Annotated in this window: 14 protein-coding genes; 1 reads left to right on the forward strand and 13 read right to left on the reverse strand. The window is 35.7% G+C overall.

From position 1 onward, the window contains the following. Positions 1-252: 252 nt before the first annotated feature. The 11 genes from HM987_RS09680 to HM987_RS09730 all read right to left on the reverse strand — a co-directional run bounded on the left by HM987_RS09680 (position 253) and on the right by HM987_RS09730 (position 13,446). Entirely contained in the window at positions 253-765 is a 513-nt protein-coding gene (locus HM987_RS09680; protein WP_179007607.1) for a hypothetical protein, read from the reverse strand. An 88-nt stretch (positions 766-853) separates the two neighbouring features. Continuing rightward, a complete protein-coding gene (locus HM987_RS09685; protein WP_179007609.1) occupies positions 854-1,699 on the reverse strand; it encodes a 5-oxoprolinase subunit C family protein in 846 nt (281 codons plus the stop codon). Further along, entirely contained in the window at positions 1,696-2,415 is a 720-nt protein-coding gene (gene pxpB, locus HM987_RS09690) for a 5-oxoprolinase subunit PxpB (protein WP_179007611.1), read from the reverse strand. The genes HM987_RS09685 and pxpB overlap by 4 nt, the downstream gene beginning before the upstream one ends. 6 nt (positions 2,416-2,421) lie before the next feature. Next, positions 2,422-3,165, reverse strand: a complete 744-nt coding sequence (gene pxpA, locus HM987_RS09695) for a 5-oxoprolinase subunit PxpA (RefSeq protein WP_179007613.1) — start codon at positions 3,163-3,165, stop codon at positions 2,422-2,424. Positions 3,166-3,415: 250 nt separating this feature from the next. Further along, on the reverse strand, positions 3,416-4,642 hold the full coding sequence (locus HM987_RS09700) for an Nramp family divalent metal transporter (protein WP_179007615.1): 1,227 nt from the start codon (positions 4,640-4,642) through the stop codon (positions 3,416-3,418). After that, positions 4,639-5,754, reverse strand: coding sequence for a DUF2891 domain-containing protein (locus HM987_RS09705; protein ID WP_179007617.1), 1,116 nt, complete (start codon positions 5,752-5,754; stop codon positions 4,639-4,641). Before HM987_RS09705 ends, HM987_RS09700 begins: the two co-directional genes overlap by 4 nt. A 75-nt stretch (positions 5,755-5,829) precedes the next feature. After that, complete coding sequence (locus HM987_RS09710) at positions 5,830-7,278, reverse strand: hypothetical protein (RefSeq protein WP_179007619.1); 1,449 nt, start codon at positions 7,276-7,278, stop codon at positions 5,830-5,832. Further along, positions 7,275-7,829, reverse strand: coding sequence for an RNA polymerase sigma factor (locus HM987_RS09715; protein WP_179007621.1), 555 nt, complete (start codon positions 7,827-7,829; stop codon positions 7,275-7,277). The genes HM987_RS09710 and HM987_RS09715 overlap by 4 nt, the downstream gene beginning before the upstream one ends. Positions 7,830-7,957: 128 nt before the next feature. Next, entirely contained in the window at positions 7,958-9,232 is a 1,275-nt protein-coding gene (locus HM987_RS09720; protein WP_179007623.1) for an LVIVD repeat-containing protein, read from the reverse strand. A gap of 279 nt (positions 9,233-9,511) precedes the next feature. Further along, positions 9,512-11,050, reverse strand: a complete 1,539-nt coding sequence (locus HM987_RS09725) for a YifB family Mg chelatase-like AAA ATPase (protein ID WP_179007625.1) — start codon at positions 11,048-11,050, stop codon at positions 9,512-9,514. Between the two features lie 95 nt (positions 11,051-11,145). Then, positions 11,146-13,446, reverse strand: coding sequence for an FdhF/YdeP family oxidoreductase (locus tag HM987_RS09730; protein WP_179007627.1), 2,301 nt, complete (start codon positions 13,444-13,446; stop codon positions 11,146-11,148). Positions 13,447-13,722: 276 nt separating this feature from the next. Between HM987_RS09730 and HM987_RS09735 the strand changes: the two genes are divergently transcribed. After that, the gene (locus HM987_RS09735) at positions 13,723-13,998 is read left to right on the forward strand and encodes a hypothetical protein (protein WP_179007629.1); all 276 of its coding nucleotides are present in this window, start codon (positions 13,723-13,725) and stop codon (positions 13,996-13,998) included. A gap of 112 nt (positions 13,999-14,110) precedes the next feature. Here the strand turns inward: HM987_RS09735 and HM987_RS09740 are convergent, their stop codons facing one another. Beyond that, the gene (locus HM987_RS09740) at positions 14,111-17,779 is read right to left on the reverse strand and encodes a T9SS type A sorting domain-containing protein (protein WP_179007631.1); all 3,669 of its coding nucleotides are present in this window, start codon (positions 17,777-17,779) and stop codon (positions 14,111-14,113) included. Positions 17,780-17,963: 184 nt separating this feature from the next. Further along, positions 17,964-21,533 (reverse strand): T9SS type A sorting domain-containing protein, encoded by a 3,570-nt coding sequence (locus HM987_RS09745; protein ID WP_179007633.1) that lies wholly within the window; start codon positions 21,531-21,533, stop codon positions 17,964-17,966. Positions 21,534-21,575 lie beyond the last annotated feature (42 nt).

The raw sequence follows: 21,575 nt of genomic DNA on the forward strand, positions 1-21,575 counted from the left end.
AGCCAAGTATTAGCACAGAACACACTATTTTTTATCCAGATAAATATTTCATTATCATAATTGTTCTGAAGAATATAGCCATACATACCAACAGTTTCTACAACTACAACAACCCAAAGATACCATACAAAAGGTTGGATTTTCGCATTGTTCGTCCTCAAATAATAATATGAACCCGACAAAGCTGCTACAAGCTCAAATAGATGAAAGACAAAATCATCGACATTCATTTTTTATAAGTTTGAAGACATCTTATTGCGGATAATTTACACTTGGTGGCTTACCATGGCCGCCAACATTCAAACCATCTGCGCCTTGTATATCACTACTACCATCTTGAAACATCGAAAATATACTACCCTTAGATTTGTTTTCAGTACCAGTTGGCACTATAAACATGGTGGTTAGTCCTTCTTGTCCATCAACTTGAGGGTAAGCACCCAAATAAACGCGCAATCCATCCATGGTATAGCCTAACTCACCAGCTTGGTTTTCGGCATGATTGATATAATTCTGAATATCTTCTATGGACCACCATGACGACCTGTTATCTCCACCGTCCGTTGATTTCTTAAAAAGCGAATCGTTAATAATACGATGTTTAATATTATAAGCTTCATCTAAAACTTTAGCCTCTTTTGAAGATATTAAACCAGATGGTTTAGTTGGTTCTTCAATGGCTAAATCTGTATCCTGACAGCAATAAAAATACATGGCTAAAGCGCCCAAAATAATTCCTAATACTAGTAGTCCGAAATTTTTCATAATAAATGGTTGGTTTAGTTAATAGAACCTGTAAATTATTGATTTTATTTAAGATATAAAATTTTAAATCAAATGTTTTCTTACAAAATTAGTCTTTTAGACTGATTTTTAGGTGGTTACCTGTATTTTTTTGACTTAGACAACTTATCGACTTTTCCGTTAGTTGAAGAACCCTAGGATAACCTCCTGTAGTTTGACAGTCCCGCATTAAAACAATGAGTTGTCCTGATGGTGTGAGCTGTACGGTTCCCGGTAAAACGGGAGCCGTTAATATTGGCTTTAAATTATTGTTGAATAATGGCAAAAGCTGATAGGCCATACGGTTATTAAATTTGGACACTTGAAAACCTTGATTAATCAATAAGGCTTGCTGTGCTTTTGTTAGTGCATCGAACTCTGGTCCCTTTGTGACTGCCAAAACATCGTCATCAAGATAGGAAGTATTGAATTTTAGCTTCGCGTGTTTAGGATTTAATAAGCCTGTTAAGTTAAATTCTAAAACATCTTCTCTTTGTATTCTAACGGCTTCCGTAATCCCTTTCGCCATGCTTCTGCTTCCCAAAACAGTTTCACTTAAAAATCCCCCTTTTACGGCAACATAAGTTCTAAAGCCATTTGACAGCTTTCCAAAACTCAAAATATCGTCGGGTTTTACCGAAATAGACCTAAACATTTCTATGACCTTTCCATTTAATTTCGGGTTCATATGAGCGCCAGATATAGCAATTGTAGTTGGCTTAAGGCATTGTAGTTCGGCTCCTGTCATCGTCATTTCCAAAACGGCTGCCTCTATTTTGTTTCCCAACAGCTTATTCGCAAATTCACTTGAATAGGCATCCATAACACCAGAAACAGGTACGCCGTAACTGCGATGCCCTAAACGACCTTGGTCTTGTATGGTGGAATAAAATCCTGCTTTTAAGACTTTCATCATAAAGTTTCAATATTAAAATTTGAGCTCTTTATGTCATCTTGAATCCTTAGGTATTCAGATTTTGCAATAGGATAGAATTTTACTTTATCTCCAGCTTTAATAAAACAAGGTGGATTTTGCTTTGGATTGAATAATTCCAATGGAGAATTCCCGATAATATGCCATCCTCCAGGACTGTCTTGCGGATAAATTCCGGTCTGTTTTCCACCAATGGCAACCGAGCCTTTTTTTACGTTGAGATTAGGGGTTTCTTTTCGGTCAAAGTGTAAGATTGGATTGAGCCCTCCCAAATATAAAAACCCAGGTAAAAAACCGATAAAAAAAACAGTGTAAACAGTTTCGGAATGTAACTTTATTATAGCGGCTTTTGAGAGGTTCTTTGCTTCGGAATAATTGTCTAAATCCATCGCAAATTCGTCCTCATAGCACACTGGAATTCTGAAAGTTTTTGATTTTAACAACTTCTTTGAATCTTGCGATTTATAAAGCACTTTTAAGGTCGAAAACTCATCATTGAAATTATCAATAGTTGAATTGTATATCATTAACAATGAAGCGTATGTGGAAATAATATCAACTATTTGTTTAAATGATTTTAATTCAATTATAGATTTGAAATTTAGTACATCATGAAGCATATTTTCATCAATATTAGCTGGCCATTCCACTAAAATGGAGCGTTCATTATATTGCGAAAATCGAAGTTTATAACCCATACTCTCTTATTGAATTTGAATGCCATTTTGTTTCAAATTAGAACTCATATATTTCAAAATTTCAATGGCATTTTTGGTGTCGCCATGTACACAAATTGTTGTGGCTTTTATGGGCACTTTCATGCCACTTATTGATGTTACTTTTTGGTTCTTAAGCATATTCAAAACATGACTTAAAACCGCTTCTTTTTCATGTAAAATAGCATTGCTATTTGTTCTTGAAACCAAAGACAAATCATCATTATAATTTCGGTCTGCAAAAGCTTCAGAGGTTACAGCAATGTTTTCCTGTTTTGCTAAATTGGCGATTACAGAATTAAAAGGTGCGTATAATTGAATTGACGAATCGATACTTTTTATCACTTCAATAACCACTCTTGCGGTTTTTTCATCTTTAGCCGACAAATTATATAATGCACCATGTGGCTTAATGTGATTTAAAGTCACACCTTCTGCTTCAGCAATATTCTTTAAAGCTGAAATTTGGTCTATTATACTCGTATACAATTCAGCATCCGATATGTTTAAATTAACACGACCGAAATTCAATTTATCTGGAAACGAAGGATGTGCACCGACTTTTACATGGTGCTTTTTAGCAAGCATTATAACGTGTCGCATTGTGACTTCATCTCCTGCATGTCCGCCACAGGCTATATTACACGAGGATAATAATGGCAACAAATGCGCTTCGTTGCCTAGACCTTCTCCGACGTCTGCATTTATATCTATACTAATCTCACTCTTCATCTTAGATTATTATCATTAGACTAATCGTTAGTTTTTTATTATTATGTCTATGGAATGCGTATTCAAACCTAAAAATAGCCTTTAAGCAAAAAACTATTAATTTTTTACACCCCTAAAGTCCCCTCAAGGGGAAAAGCGTTCAATTCAACTAAGTGGATTGTATCCTTAAGTGGACTTTAGGAATAACTTTTTAACATTTCTCCTATCTTTCTCTTAATTTACGGTCTTCTGAACACTTATATATTTAGTCTCAAATCAATTCAAAAACACTCAAAATCCCTTTTATTCCCAAAAAGATAGTGATAACTAAAATAATTAATCCTAGAATATTCTGAAGTTTTGAATTTTTATACGGTCCCAAGACAGCCGATTTGTTCATAATCCACAATAAAAAACCAGCAATGACCGGTAACAATAAACCGTTGGCAACCTGTGCAAATTTTATAATTTCAATGGATTTAAAGCCGAAACTAGAAAACAGAACTCCCAAAATCACAATAATCATCCAGACAGCTTTAAATTTTTTCGATTTTAAATCTGATTTCCAACCTAAGCAACCACTTGCAACAAACGCAGCTGCTAAAGGTGCGGTTATTGCACTTGTTATTCCTGCCGCAAAGAGTCCAGCCGCCAGAAAATATTTCGCATAACTACCGAATAATGGTTCTAGACCTAAAGCCAAATCAGCGGTGTTGGTTATCGTTTGTTGCTGTATTGCGGAGGCCGCAATAATGATACACATAGATACCAATCCACCCAAAATCACGGCAACCAATGTATCTTTTTTAGCCAATGGCAAATCGCTTTTAGACTTCCATTTGGTTTTAGCTAAAGACGCATGTAGAAAAAGATTATAAGGCACAACTGTGGTTCCGATTAGAGCGATAATAGTTAAAATACTGCCTTCGGGAACTTCAGGAATAAGAATACCTTGAAAAATTTCGATTAGATTCGGTTTTGTGAGAATCGCAGTCGTTATAAATGCAAAACTCATCAGAATGACAAGAAACACAAAGGCTTTTTCCAGTACTTTATAATTTCCTATGTAGAGCAAAGCGAAAGCTATGACACCAATTACCAAGCTCATAACATTGAGTTTTAACTGTCCTATTTCCCAAACTACATTGCCGACAATGGCCTCCATGCCCAACGCTCCACCACTGATGTTTCCTGCTTCGTACGCTGCATTACCGACGACGATGGCGCTTATAATTAAGAGTAAAGCAAATCCTTTTAAAATAGGATGTTTGATTTCTTCCCTAATAATTTCAGACAAACCTTTTTGGGATACAATTCCCAATCGTGCTGCCATTTCCTGCAAAAAAACCGTAGCAAAAATAGACAACGCCATGGCCCACAATAATGCAAATCCGAAATTGACACCAGCCAAAGTACAAACGGTCACTGTTCCTGGTCCAATAAAAGCAGCTGCTACCAAAGGTCCAGGACCAATATTTTTGAAGAACTTGGCAATCATTTTTCAATAGAATTCAATGCATAAATCGCAAAACTTCCCAACCAATGACCACCTTCGTAACTATCGCCTACAATACTGGGCAAAGAATAATTGATGTGTTTATTAGCTAAATTTTTTAAATGATGAAATTCTGGTAAATCTTTAGCGATATAATTCAAGCTCCAAGCGCGCGAAAAATTAACACCATCGAGATGCACTAGTTTTCCATCGGTTCGGTCCGAAACTTCACCAACAGCAATATCAAAATCATGGTTATTTAATTCTGGCATAAAATCATTGATCCAAGATTTGAAATCTTCATTGGACAAAACACGTTTCATCAAAGCGGCTTCTTCTAAACAAGGCGAGAGGAAATCGAATCCGCTTGGCTCCCATTCTATGGGACAATCTTGGTCATCAAAATAAAAATCCTTGGCTCTATTTTCTATTAAAGTCTTTAGGTCTTGATGCTCAACGGCCATTGCATAATCGTAAGCAAAGCTTAATCCGAAAGCTGTGTTTGGGTGCTCTCCTACTCTAATTGGATAATTTAATTTCGGTAAAAACTCTAAGTATTTATTCACGATTAAATCTGTCATGGGTTGCAGGTTCGTTTCCAATTCTCGTGCAACTTGAGAATCCCAAGTATGTAATTCTTCCGCTAGTTTTAATAACCATGCCCAACCATAGGTTCTTTCAAACGATGTGTTGTGTTTACCTTCAAAATACTCTAATTCTTGTGCGATGTTTTCTCTGGATATATTCTGAAGTAATTTTTGATGGATGTCGGGACTATTTTCCAACGCTGGAAACTGTTTTAACAAGCTGACCAAACTCCAATGCCCATGAACGGCAGAATGCCAATCGAAACAACCGTAAAATGTGGGATGCAGTTCTTTTGGCGTTTTTAAATCTGAAGCACTACCAATGGTTTGATTGAGTTTGTTTGGGTATTCATTATTGATACAGTTAATTGGCAACTGTGCCAAACGGTTGGCTTGCTCTAGGTTTAGAGTTGGTGTTTCAACAATTTCTACCTTCGTTGTTTCTCTGTCTGTGTTCTTATTCTTTTCGGAAGTATTGCAGGTTAAAAAGACAACAAATAAGAGGTAAATAAAATGATATTTAGTCATAAAAATAGCTTAACATGAGTAGTAAAAATACAATTATTATGCTATATGACCATTACACAGGACATCAGGAATCGATTAAAACATATACCGCAACCCAAACAACACTCTTAACTGTGTATTATTAAAAGCCTGGTTGTTATTGTCAATTGGTTTTTCAAAATAATTATAACTAGGTTCTAAAAACAGAATCGTCTTTTTTGCTAATTCATAAGACATGTTGGTATTCAGTGTCGCGCCAAAAATTGTAGAATTAACATTTAGACTTTCCCCTATTTGCTCATCATCCAAAAATGCCCTGTTGTTAGTTAGAAAGTTCATATTTCCACCTAAACCCAATGAGACATCAAATTTTTGTGCTTTTAATACCTTATATGAAACTTCTAACGGGACTTGAATATAATCAAATTGCTGCTGCAATGTTCCCTCATTAATGAAGGCTCCAGAAGTTGATATATCAGTAAAAGAATTTTCTACGGATTCCTGAGAACCAAATATCAATACCTCCTGATTGCTTATAATACTTTGAGAATTATCTGCGGAAAGTGATGCATCTGAACTTACATACAGCAAATTGTTTATTTCTTGACCCAATATATTTTTACCAACCCCAGATTTAACAACGATTCTATCTGAAATCGCATAGCCAACCTTTAGTGCATATATAAAGTCGTTTTGGGATGTGGTGTTTACGGACTCGCCTTGAATAGAAGCTTCAGAAGCTGTATTGGATAAGCCACCTAAAACCTCAACCGACCATTTTGGACTTCCAGTTACTTTATTAATTATACTATCGCTGGTGTTCTCATTCTGAGCAACCAGTTCTTCTGTTAATTCCAATAATGGCACCTTATTGATCTCAGCAATAGAATCAATACTTGCGATCGCTTTATCTTTTTCAACATTAATGATGTTCTTATTTTTCTCTTTTAGCTGAGGCATAGCTTCATAATTGACGCTATCGCTGTCTTTACTAGTCTTGTCTTTTATAGTATTCTGAGAGTAGCTGTTGTTATAGTTTGAATTTTCCTTCTTGTGATTGGTGATTACATCATGAACTATTTTTTCGTCCACTTCTTTTTTTACTAATATTTCATTTGCATTCTGTGATTGTTTTTGATTCGCAATAGCGTTTAATTCATCGTTTTTAGTATTTAGTTGCTCATTTGACTCCTCTACTAATACGTCTTCATTCGCATTATTTAAATCGGTCCCCTTAACTATTTTCGTGGTTTCTTCTTCTAATTTATTCATTTCAGCATCATCTGTGGATTTACCATTATCAGTGGATTGCTCCTTATCTGAAATTGTGTTAACCGGAATGCCATTAGGTACTGGCGAACTTGTGAACATGTATCCAAGGAATACCATCAATACTGCAGCGGCAGAACCCCAAATAAAAAAGAGTCGCCTTTTCTTCTTTTTAGGATGAAGTCGTGCTTCAATATTGTCCCATAACTCCTCTGGTGGTGCTTTAGAGAACATCTCTAATTCACTATATATTTTATCAATATTGTCCTTTTTCATGACACTTTTTTCTTTAATTCGGCATTAATTTTTGTCCTCAACACACTTTTAGCTCTACTTAATATCGATTTTGACGTTCCAACAGCTATGTTCAGTTTATTTGCGATTGCCTTATGACTATAATCCTCAAAAACGTAAAGATTGAAAACCATTCTATAATGATCTGGTAATTCCCGAATGTGATTTAACAACTCTTCTTGGGTTAAAACAAGATCAAGGCGCTTGCTATTATCTTCATTATCAGTATTAAAATTAAAATCTTCAATCGCCACATGCAGTCGACGCTGTTTTTTTCGCAAAACCTCTAAGGCTTCATTTACGAAAATTCGTTTCGCCCAACCTTCAAAACTGCCTTCAAACCTATATTGGTCAATTTTTTGAAATAGCATAATAAAGGCATCCTGAAAGACGTCATCTGCCTCGACTTTGCTCTTCATATATTTCAAACAGATACCATACAAAACTGGAGAAAGCAACGTGTATAATTCACGCTGCCCTTCCTTATCTTGCTTTACACATTTTTGTATGAGTATCCGTAGTTCTTTATCCAAATTGGTACTTATCTATATGTTTACTGAAAATGTTTGATTTCATTAGCATCATAACATTGTGATCGTCTTTTTGGCTGTAAATGGATTTGGAGCAACTGGCAAAGGGCTTATTTTATAATTGTATAGCTTTAAAATTGAAGCGTACTAATCAATTCTAACCCAAAATTATCCGCGTAATTGTATTGCTGAATTACATTTTCCCCTACAGCAATTAAGTGCGTTGATAACGGAATGACATCTTTGGAAATCGTTTGATAGGTATTTTCCAGTATGATATTGTTCGGATTTTGAGCATCAAACACATTTATGCCATCATCATTACACACATATAGGACGTGATTTCTAATTCCTAAACCATAAGGATTAGAGAAGAAATATGTTGAATGTTCTACGGGAGAACTTATATCCGAAACATCAATTACATTTATTTGGTCCTCAATAGCACCACATGTATTTCCTCCTCTTACCGTAATATAGGCCGTGTTTTGTTCTACAACCACGGGATCGCAACCTGTAGCATGTGTAAAAGATGAGGTATAAGTGGGATTGAATTCATCTTGCAAGTCAACGATATGCATCCCGTCCGTTGCACCAATAAACAAATAATCCTTTAGAATAAAAGTCGTTTCAAGTACACCGCCAAACCAACCTCCCATCCAGGTCTCAGAGGTTAAGGAAATATTATTATAATCCGAAATATTGAATGTATTCAATTTATAATCATCTAGCGTATATAATGCATCGCCATAAATTTGAAATTTAGCATAAGATCCTCCAACACCAATATTATTTGATAAAGCGGCATCATTAAAAATGCCTATTGAAATTTCATTCCAAGCATAAATATTAGGATTATCTTCCACCTCTGTTCTTTCCATATTGACTATGGTATGGCCTGCTATAAATTCATCGGCATTGTCTGGATAAATATTAGGCTGGTAGTATAAAACATCTTCAGGATATTGGGCATAATAGACTAACATGTCTTCCTCAATATTTACAAATTCTATATCTGACACATTACTAATATCAAATACCACTAAATCCATGTAATTATCAGCATAGAGCATATCATTTTTTACAGAAATATCATTGACGCCTTCCAACTCTATAAAGGCTATATTTTGAGGATTTGCTGGGTTTTGATTATTAAACACGTGTATTCCTGAATCTTTGGCTATGTAAAACAACAGATTGTCATAGACATATATTTTTCCGTCTGCATTGGTCGGTTGAGGATTTGTGATTGCAATAGCGTTCCGCATTGCAGTCTTGGATTTTATTACTGGAACAGTTACTGCGACAGGATCTATAAGATCATTGCTATCATCGTCCGTATTACAATTTGTAAGTTGTAAACACAATGTTACAACTAAAACTAAGGGTAAAAGTTTGTTTTTCATAATGGTTGTTTTAATATAAGATGGAAAAAACTGAAAAGGTTGCAGTGTTTTTTGAAAAAAAACTTAACTTATTAATGGAATTATTGGAATTTTGCTCCTTTATTTCCGTGAAATTTTAACTAAGTATCCATAAGCGAATGAATTATAAATATATTATGAAGTATAAGGTTCTGTAGAAGATTTATTTGCATTGACGTGACCTAAACTGTTGTTCTTGATTATATATTATGAGATTCTTGCTTTCCTATCAATCGACAGGCATGCGCAGGAATTTGTTTGTTAGCCCAACCAACCATCACGATCCAAACTACGATACTGAATCGCTTCACTAATATGAGCGCCCAAAACATCTTGTGAACCTTCTAAATCTGCAATCGTTCTTGCAACTTTTAAAATACGATCATAGGCTCTGGCGGATAAATTCAATCGTTCCATGGCAGATTTTAGTAATTGCATAGATGCGTCATCGAGTTTGCAGTATTTTCGAATTTGCTTAGTATTCATTTGTGCGTTATAATGAATATTTTCTAAATCCTTAAAACGTTCGGTTTGTTTTTCTCTGGCTTTGGTTACACGTTTCCTTATCTCAACCGAAGATTCTCCGTTTCTTTCATCTGCTAACTTTTCAAATGGCACAGGAGTGACTTCAATATGAATATCGATTCTGTCTAAAAGTGGTCCAGAAATTTTGCCCATATACCTTTGCATTTCAGCTGGCGATGAGGTGATTGGCGCATCTGGATCGTTAAAATAACCACTAGGACTTGGATTCATACTTGCCACCAACATAAATGACGATGGATAAGTAACCGTGAATTTTGCTCTTGAAATGGTGACTTCCCGATCTTCCAGTGGCTGACGCATCACTTCTAAAACTTCACGTTTAAATTCTGGCAATTCATCTAAAAACAATACACCATTATGAGATAAGGAAATTTCGCCTGGTTGCGGGTAACTTCCGCCACCAACGAGGGCAACGTTCGATATTGTGTGATGCGGACTTCTAAACGGTCGTTGTGCCATCAATCCCGCATGTGCTTTTACACGACCAACTACTGAATGGATTTTGGTAGTTTCTAAGGCTTCATGAAGCGTCATTGGTGGTAAAATACTTGGCAAACGTTTTGCCAACATCGTTTTACCAGAACCTGGTGGACCAATAAGAATAATATTATGACCTCCTGCTGCTGCAATTTCCATACAACGTTTTATGGATTCTTGCCCTTTGACATCTGCAAAATCGAATTCCGGAAAATCCAAGCTTTTATAAAATTCTTCCCTAGTGTTAATGATGGTTTGCTCTAAAGGTTCACCTTTGTCGAAATGATTGATGACCTGCATAATGTTTTCTACGCCAAACACTTTCAGGTTATCCACGATAGCCGCTTCTTTTGCATTTTGAATGGGCAATATCATACCTTTAAAGCCTTCTTCCCTTGCTTTTACGGCAATTGGCAAAGCACCTTTAAATGGTTGCAGACTTCCATCTAAGGATAATTCTCCCATAATGAGATAATCTTCTAAATTCTCTGCTTTTATTTGGTCTGTTGCTGCTAAGATGCCCAAGGCTAAAGTTAAATCGTATGCCGAACCTTCTTTTCTCAAATCGGCAGGTGCCATGTTTATGGTTATCTTTTTACCCGGAATTCGGTAACCATTATTCTGAAGTGCAGCAGCAATCCGATAATTACTCTCTTTTATTGCATTATCTGGTAATCCAACTAAGTGATAGCCAACACCTTTGTCCACGTTGACTTCTACCGTAATTGTGGACGCTTCAACTCCAAAAACGGCACTGGCGAATACTTTTTTGAGCATATAATTTTGTTTACTCTAAATGTATGAAAAGTATTTTAAATCAGTGTATTACAAGTATCCTTTCGAGATGAGTATATGATTTTAGTTTCAAAAAACTAAATGATTGATTTTTCCACTGAAATAATTACACTTTTTGAAGCAGGCGTTTTTGCCGTATGCGCAAAACTATCTAAAGGCACCAACACATTGGTTTCGGGAAAATAAGTAGCACAACAATTCTTTGGGATGTCGTAGCCAACGACTTTAAAATTGTGCGCTTCCCTAATCACGCCATTAAATTCGGACTTTAGATTCACCACCTCTTTTTCCTCCAAACCTCTTTGCTTCATATCGTTTCGGTTCATGAAAATAATACGTCTTTCGTTGTAAATACCACGATAGCGATCGTTGAGACCATAAATGGTGGTGTTGAATTGGTCATGACTTCTAATGGTCATCATGATTAATTCATTAGTTTTTAATTTCCATTTGGGTAATTTATTCAAAGAAAAATTCGCTTTTCCTGTTACGGTTTTAAAATTCCGTTCGCGTGCGCCATTGGGCAAATAAAATCCGGCTGGTTGTTTTAAACGTGTATTATAATTTTCGAAACCAGCAACCACATCTTGAATATCATTACGAACCAACGCATAATCATCTTTATAGTGTAACCAATCGATTTTTGTACGGTGTTTTAAAGTAGCATAGGCAATATTACACACAACGGCAACTTCACTCAAAAGTGCATCGGAACACGGTTCCAAAATACCTTTGGTTGACGACACCACACCCATGGAATTTTCAACACTTTGGGTTTGGATTCCTGATTTCTGATAGTCTTTTTCTGAACGTCCCAAACATGGTAATATCAGCGCTTCTTTTCCTGTCACTAAATGGGATCGGTTTAATTTTGTACTGACGTGAACCGTTAAATTACAGTTGGCCAATGCCTGTGCCGAATAGTTGGTATCTGGTACTGCAGAGATAAAATTACCGCCTAAACCAAAAAATACTTTAGCCTCTTTTTCGTACATGGCCTTGATAGCATCAATAACCGAATACCCATGTTTTGTGGTGGGTTTAAAACCGTATTTGTCTTCAATTTTATCTAAAAACGCTTGAGGTGCCGATTCCCAAATACCAACCGTTCTGTCGCCTTGCACATTAGAATGGCCACGAACCGGACAAGTACCTGCGCCTTCCTTGCCTATACTTCCTTTTAACAATAATAGATTAACCAACTCTCTAATGTTATCCACTGCATTTTCATGCTGTGTCAATCCCATGGCCCAACAGATAATAATTTTTTGATTATTAAGAATTAAATTGAAAGTGTCATCAAAAATTTCTTTACTTACCCCTGAAGCTTTCAAACAGTCCTCAAAATCATAGGTCTTTAAATCTGAAATAAAAGCCTCATAGTTATGGGTATAATTTTCAATGAATTCTTTATCAAACACAGTTCCTGTTAGTGTTTCTGCTTCCAACAATTTAAGAAGCAATGCTTTTACAAACGCCACATCACCATTGATAGTAATCGGCACAAAAACATCAGCTATTTTGGTGCCTCCAGTTAATAGTTTTTTGGGACTTTGAGGGTTCGTGAATTTAATTAAACCAGCTTCGGGAAGCGGGTTGACGGCTATAATTTTTCCTCCGTTTTTTTTACATTTCTCTAAAGCCGTCAACATCCTTGGATGATTGGTCGCTGGGTTTTGACCAATGACCATGACCACTTCGGCTTTATATAAATCATCTAAAGTCACGGATCCTTTTCCGATACCCAAAGTTTCAGACAAAGCACTTCCACTGGCTTCGTGGCACATATTGGAACAATCGGGTAAGTTTGCCGTCCCGAATTCCCGCACAAATAATTGGTACAAAAAAGCGGCTTCATTGGTAGTTCTTCCCGAAGTATAAAACACGGCTTCATCTGGATTTTTTAAAGCATTCAAATGCTCGGCTACTTTTGAAAATGCATCTTCCCAAGACATGGGTTGATAATGCGTTGCGCCTTCCGCTAAAAACATTGGCTCCTTGAGTCGTCCTGTTTTTCCAATTTCAAAATCTGACCAATTCGAAATTTCATCAACGGAATTCTCCTCGAAAAAATCAGAAGAAATGACGTTTTTTTGGGCTTCTTCGGCCATGGCCTTCATTCCATTTTCGCAATATTCGCCTAATGCCGACCGTTCATCATCTGGATCAGGCCAAGCACAGCCAGGACAATCAAAACCGCCTTTCTGGTTTAGGGTTGTAGAAATTTTAACCGCATCACTAAGTTTCATATACCTAAACACATGTCCTACAACCGATTTTATAGCACCAAATCCCACACTATTTTTTGGTGGTGTTTTAGTCTTTAAATCTGTAAATGATTCTGATGTATTTGCTTTCTGGGATGCCGTTTTTTTCATGTAAACAATTTGAATAGACTATAAATATAACTATTTCTATGGTCTTAATCCGAACTCCTCTAATTAAAAATAGCCGCATTAGCGACCGTAAATACCAAAAGGATTAATCAAAATATGAACTACCAATTAGGAGACTTTTCAACATAAAATGTAAGAATTTTACCATGTAAACGTACCAAAAATTGCATTTCATCGAATTTTATATACGTTTTATGGATAAATATTTGTTTAGGTGTAGAATTATTCTCTAGTTTGTTGTCCCAAATTTACTTAACCATGAAAAAACAACTACCAACAATGTTAGCGGTTGCGCTTATGTCTAATATTGCATTATCGGGCTGCTCTGCGGATGCAGAACCGCCAGAAGAGAATTGTGCATGTGAACGTGTTACCTATATTGAATCTAAAAATCTCGAAGAAACTTCAGACATTTGGTATTTAGATTATCAAGAAACCGCAAGAGAGTCGGTCGAATGCCAAAGCGAAACTGATTATTCCGTACCACCAACAGGTGCTACTGTAAGAGAGGTTTTCAGAATTGAATGTGATTGATTTTAAAGGGTAATTTAAAAATAAGAAAACCTTTCAAAACTTAATCTTGAAAGGTTTTCTGTTTGAAATGAGATGCTTCTTCCCGATAACTATTGGGACTCAGAAAAACAGACTAGTTCTTTATAAACTTTTTAGTTGATTTTGAAGCGCCAGATTGTATTTCCAAGAAATACACGCCTTTGGTTAAAGTTGAAACATCTAAGGTATATTCTGAATTCGATAATTGAATGTCATTCAACACTCTCCCATTAATATCAACTATCGTTAACTTATCCATAATCTTGTGAGATGTAATTTTAAGTTGATCTTTAGCAGGATTTGGATATAATTGAATGGATTGTGCATTAAACTCACCAACGCTTAGTGGTTCAACAATTTCAGTAGTTGCTGTATTAGTGATAATTGGTGGGTTAAAATCAAAATATATATCTGCTACTGCGCTAAAAATATCGCCAACCACTACGTTAGATTTAGGCTTTATTTTATAAGCAATGTGTCCGTGTGAAGCAGGTTCATTTGATGTACTGTCGGGTAAATGAATATCATCAAAAATAAAATTGACCATAGAGCCATTAACAATTTCTACACGACCTGGATGACTAAGATTTTCGAGTCGCATGGTTTCCCAATCCAATTTCTCGTCTAACTCGTGTTCTACATTAATATTGATAGCACTTGCAGAACCTGTATTTTGGAAACGAATAATGTAGTGCAAATACTTATCGACATCTTCAATTAAAATTTCTTCGCCTTCCATAACCCTTATATCATTAGGGTCATAAGAATTCACTACCACTGGCTTAATACCATGTGAATTGTTAGTAGGAGTTAAATCGTCTTCGCTACTGCCATTAATGCTAACTAATAAATTGAAAACATCACCTCCATTTACGGTTGGAGGAGGTAAAACATTAAAAACAACATCGATAAACTGAGTTTCTAAAGGATCTAAATCCTGAAAATTAAACACTACTTCACCTGCAGTAAAACTTTGAACTGTTTCTGAAGCACTGACGAAAGTCATCATTGATCCCTCATACTCAAATGTAATTGTTCCGTTTTCTATTAGTGGACCAACATTTCTATATACAATTCTATAATGTGAATTAAAACCAGGTCTTGGATCCTCTGTGATAGGAAAAATTGAAATCTCTAGATCATGCAAAACCCCATTAGGTTCTAGACAAAAACTATTAATTTCAGTAATTCCTAAATTTTCAAAATTGGAAGTATAAGTTTCTGGTGTAACCGTAAAATATCCAGCAAATGGAATTACAGGGGCTGTTGTATAGTTTCCTGGTTCTTCGACGAGTAGCTGGTAAACACCGTTAAATTGTGAAAATGTGGCATATTCGTTAACTCCACTATCTGCAACTATCATAATGTTAGAAAATGGTGGGTTATTATCATCACATGGCACGTTATCTGCAAATGTTACAGTACCAGAAATTTCATTCCATGGGAACGAAAGATTTTCGAACCATGCCAAACTATTTTCTTCCAAACTTCCTACCACATCAAGCGACCCATTATTGTCAATATCAAAAATGTCTAATTGCTGTGGAAACCTTTCTTCTAAAATTGTAATATATGGACCATAATTGAACTCATCTCCTGTGATTTCCACTAAATTTTCATGCCATACTAATTCTGAATCTCCAATACTATTAGATCTTCCTGCTAAAATATCTACATCATTATCATTATCGAAATCAATGAAAGCCACATTATCAACAAAGTCATTAGTAGACACAAGAATTTCCTTATCATCAAAAGTTCCTGAACTATTATTATATCTTAATAGATCGATTTCTCGAATAAGTCCAATATCAGAAACAAAAATAATATCGGTATAATTATCATCTGTTATATCCTGAAGCAGGATTTCTCTAACATAACCATTCTCTGCTATGGTCTGAGAAAATGAAAAATCGCCTAATCCATCGCTATTATTAAACCAAGATATACTATTGTCATCTTCAACAATTACAAGATCTAAATCGCCATCATCATCAATATCACCCAAAGCTATATCTTTCACAAAATTCAAATTTTCGACTATAGACTGTGCAGGTTCAAAAGTACCATCTCCATTATTTCTATGATAGAAAATAGTTGAAAAATCATTTTCCATTGTACCTACGATATCTAAATCGTAATCACCATCAATGTCTTTAAACGCTAGATATCTGCGAAAGCCCTCATATGCTATTGGTGTACTTTTAGTAAAATTTAAACTACCATTATTAATAAATACATGTAGCCTACCCTCAACTAAAAAATCTTCTTCAGAAACCCAAACGATGATATCTAAATCCTCATCACCATCAACATCGCTTATAGATAAATCAAGACCGTTTAAGGAATCGTAACTCTGAGTTTGCAATGCACTTGCAATTATCACCTGACCCTCATTAAAATTTCCCAGACCATCAGTATTCTCAAAAAGAGATAATTTTCCATCATTAGAAACGGATACTATATCTAAATCACCATCTCTATCTAAATCACCTTTGTCAAAACTAGCTATTCCATATATCGCTTTGGAAATTAAGTTCTGTTCTCCAAAAGTGCCTTGATCATCTAAATTTTTAAACCAGCCTACTTGACGCTCATACAATGATGCAGTGACCACGTCAATTTTAGAGTCGTTATCAATGTCCGTTGCGAAAAATGATTTCAAGCCCACAAGCGATGAGGCTATTATTTGCTCATCACCAAAATTTCCTGAACCTTGATTTTTATACCAAGTCATTTTATTCGTTGCTTGATAACTATAAGGTGGTCCGGGATTACTTGTGGGATAATAGCTAAAAAGCAAATCCACTATACTGTCTCCATCCAAATCTTTAAATGCTATATCAATGAAACTGTCTAAATCTGCATTTTCCATATCAGGCAGACTTGTAATGGTTGCTCGTGGTCCAAAAACACCTGCTCCATTTGTGTTTTCGTACCATAATACTTCACTGTTAGTACCATTTAATAAAACTGTAACCACATCATTATCATTGTCGTTATCAACATCCGCTACGATAATATGCTTACCTGTGGAAGAAGAATCTAAATTCTGCGTAAGTGTTACTGTATTATTAGAGTTATGTATATAAAAATCAAGATTATCTTGATAATCTACAACCAGATCCATAAGATTATCTCCATTGAAATCTGAAAAAGCATAACCATGGTAATTTATAGTAGATGGAATGGTTAGTAATGTATGGTCAACAAAATTAGCATTACCATCAATGTTCTCCATCCATCCTATGTTTTCATAATCTGAATACGTAATATCTATATCTCCATCATTATCTACATCTAAAAGATTAACCTTAACTTTTGTTATTTCATTTATAGTTTTTAAAGTTTGACTTTCGGAAAAATTTCCCAAACCATCTAAATTTTCTATCCAAACCATAATTACGGAATGGACAACATCCGGATTTCTCTTATAATAAACTAAATCTATATCACCATCACCATCAACATCTGCAGCGTCAATATCTAATTCTATATTGAAAACAGTACTTACCCATTCTAACATTGTCGACTCATCAAAAGTTCCCTGAGCGGCTAAATTCTTGTACCATTGTACTCTTCTTCCTAAAGAAATCACATCCTTAAAGCCATCACCATCTAAATCTGCAGCAATCACTTTAGATAATTTTTCTAAGCCTAAATCAGTTGTTTGACCAATTATAACATTTTCTGTAAGATTTACTTGTGCGTAACTAAAGGTGCTAATTAAAAATAGTACCATGAATATTAATCTTGCTTTCATAGAGGTTTTGATAAGTATCAAAACTAATATAATTATAAGCTATGACAAACCTTAAAGCACGCAGTTCATTACAATAAACCTTCCGTTTATCGATAAATCTTTCTTAAAACAAAAAACCTTTCAAAATATGATCTTGAAAGGTTTATCTTAATATGAGATTCTTCGCTATACTCTGAATGACAGTTTAATTTTTTATAAACTTTTTAGTTGATTTTGATTCGCCAGATTGTATTTCCAAGAAATACACACCTTTGGTTAAAGTTGAAACATCTAAGGTATATTCTGAATTCGATAATTGAATGTCATTCAAGACTCTGCCTTTAATATCAACTATCGTTAACTTATCAATGATCTTTTGAGATGTAATTTTTAGTTGGTCTTTTGCAGGATTTGGAAATAATTGAATGGATTGCGCATTAAATTCACCAACGCTTAGTGGTTCAACTATTTCTGTGTTCACCGTGTTGGTTGTGATTGGCGGATTAAAATCAAAGAATATATCTGCTGTGCCACTGATAATATCGCCTACTTCCACATCGCTTTTTGGTTTTATTTTGAAGGCGATATAACCATGAGAGTTAGGCTCGTCTGTTGTGCTATCTGCTAAGTTGATGTTATTGAATATAAAACTCACATCAGTTTCATCGACTATTTCCACGCGACCTGTATGACTTAAACTCTCCAATTGCATAGTAGTCCAATCGAGTTTATCATCCAAAATATGTTCAACTCTTACATTTATAGCACTTGCGGTTCCTGTATTTTGAAAACGAATTAGATAATGTAGATATTTATCCGCTTCTTCAATAGTGATTTCTTCGCCTTCTAATACTGTGATATCGTTGGGATCGTAGGAACCTATGACCGTTTGCTCTAAAGTGAATACATTGTCTTCTTCTGTTTCGTCTCCCGAAACTGGATTTACAGTTGCTGTTGCCACAAGTATATCATCAATGTTTGTGATTGGCGGTGCAAACACATTAAAATCTAAATCTATGGTTTTAACTTCGAAAGGATTTAGGTCGGTAAAATTAAAGGTGACGGTGGTTGTCGTTTGGGAGGCTTCAGTTTCTGTGGCGGATAGAAAGTTCATCTTTGACCCATCGAACTGAAAAGTGATCGTTCCGCTTAATTGTGTTGTGCCACTATTTTTATAAACGATACGATACCTCGTATCAAAACCTGGTCTTGGTTCATTTAGCGTTGGATAAAAACTAACCTTTAAATCATTGATAGCTGCTATGGGTTCTATACAGAAATCGACAGTATCTGTATTTCCTAAACCCATAAAATTAGATTGAAACGTAGTTGGACTTGACACATAGTAATTGGGTAATTGCGATGTGATTTGCGTATCAATAACACCTTCCTCTGTAGTAAAAATCCTGAATTGTCCGTTTTCTTGAGTAAAAGCAGCTTGAGATGCGGTTCCGCTTGAAGCAATCACCATAATGCTACTTAACAAATCATCCGTAACAGTACAACCATCACCTAACAAATCAAAACGAACAGTCCCATTTATTTCATTGACGAGTGTCGATCCCATATTGTTGTACCAGATAATTTGGTCGCTCAGATTGTTTATAGTAACAATGTCTAGGTTATTATCTTGGTTGATATCATCTATAAAAAGATCGTACTGAAAAGCACTCCCGTTTGTTGTTCCAACAATTTGTTGGCTATTACTGAAATCGCCTAGCCCATTTGTATTTTCATACCATGCAATTATACCAACTCCCGAACTTTCATAAGATGACGAAACCACATCGATATCTCCATCGCTATCAACGTCGTAAGCATCTACGTCTTGTGAATTTGAGACAATGGTAGATATATTTTGAACCGTCCCAAAAGTTCCCACACCATTGATATTTTGAAACCAAGCCACATAATCTGTACCAGATAAAACATCACCTGTAAATATAATATCGTTATTTCCGTCACTATTTAAATCGGCAATCTTAACACCAAGACCATCAAAGGAAGCATCTAACTGTTGTCTCGACCCGAAAACACCTTGACCATCCAGATTCAAATAATATAAGATACCAGCATTGGACGCCACAGCCAAATCTAAATCATTGTCACTATCCAGATCCCCAAAATCCAACGCGAACATCGTGAAATTGTTAATGGAATCTATTTCAGATTTGATAAAAGCTCCTAAAGCATCCGTGTTTTCGTACCACGTAATTTTCCCTCTTCCTATGGCAAAAACATCCATATCTCCATCATTATCAATATCTATAACATATACCTTTGATACTGAATCCATAGCATCATCAATAGTTTGTGGAGATCCAAAATTAGCCAGACCGTCTGTGTTTTCGAACCAAACAATATAATTGTCCAAGGAAGATGCTGCAACGACATCATTATCTCCATCACCGTCTATATCGGCTGCAAAAATTCCGCTTGCACCATTAATAGTTTCGGATATGATAAGTTGTGTATCATCAAAATCCCCTTGGCCATCTTTATTCTCATACCAAGCGATTTTATCGTCCCAATGTGATGCCGAAAGAAGATCACTATCACCATCACCATCTAAATCACCTGCAAATACAGTTTTACCTCCATCAATATTCTTTGTTATGGTGTAAGGTGAAAAGTTACCAAGACCGTCTATATTGTTGTACCATTTAATATTATTATCATTGCTGGTTATAGTTGTAAAATCTAAATCTCCATCGCCATCAATATCCGCAGGTCTTAGACTGCGTACTCCACCGAGAAACGTATCTACAAAAATTTCACTAGTAAAATTACCCGAACCTATATTTTGAAACCAGTTAATTTCATTATCATTGATTGATGCTGCGATAACATCCAATTTTCCATCACCATCAAAATCAGCAATACTCACTTTTGTTACGGACTCTACTGTATCTGATAATACGTTTTCAACACTAAAGGTGCCCAAGCCATCTGTATTCTCATACCATACCACTTTATTTTCTGATTGAATAGCAGCTGCTACATCTATGTCACCATCGCCATCTAAGTCTCCTGCATGCACTGAGGATATAGAATTTGTGGTCAATGCTATGGTTTTTCTACTGCTAAACAATCCTGATCCAGTTTCGTTTTCGTACCAAGAAACGCCTTTAGTTCCACCATCAATATTCCAAGCAGAAACAACATCCAAATCGCCATCACCATCAACATCTACCACCTGAAAGTTTGGAATACTCGATACATTGTTTTCAACATTTAGTGTCCCAGCAAAGGTGCCTATTCCGTCTGTATTCCTAGACCATTTCATTTTACCATCTGTAGTAGAAGACCAAACTATATCTAAATCTCCATCGCCATCAATATCGTGCGCACTAACGGCTCTGACCTCATAGGCAGAAATATATTGCTTTAATACAAAATTTCCACTGCCATCGGTGTTTTCATACCAAATCACATGCTCTCCACCACTAGCAGCAGCGAACACATCCAAATCGCCATCGCCATCTAAATCTGCTGCAGAAACATTCCACGGATTATCAATATCTGTAGAAATATCGTGTTGTGTGAAATCAGTGCCTGTACCATCTAAATTCTCTAACCATAAAAGTCTATCGCCACTGTACGTAGAAGTTAATAAATCCAGATCGCCATCGCCATCCAAATCCGCCGCAAACGTATCGAAAGGAGACTCAATAGAAAGTGATCTATCTATAACGATATTAGGTGTAAATTCAACCTGAGCAGTTGTGAAAAGTGCACAGCAAAGCGCGGCAATTAAAGGTAGATTTGTTTTCATAACCTATTATTTTTAGGGCAAAAATAAGTAATTATGCCTAAA

Source organism: Winogradskyella forsetii (assembly GCF_013394595.1).
GTDB classification, from domain to species: Bacteria; Bacteroidota; Bacteroidia; order Flavobacteriales; family Flavobacteriaceae; genus Winogradskyella; species Winogradskyella forsetii.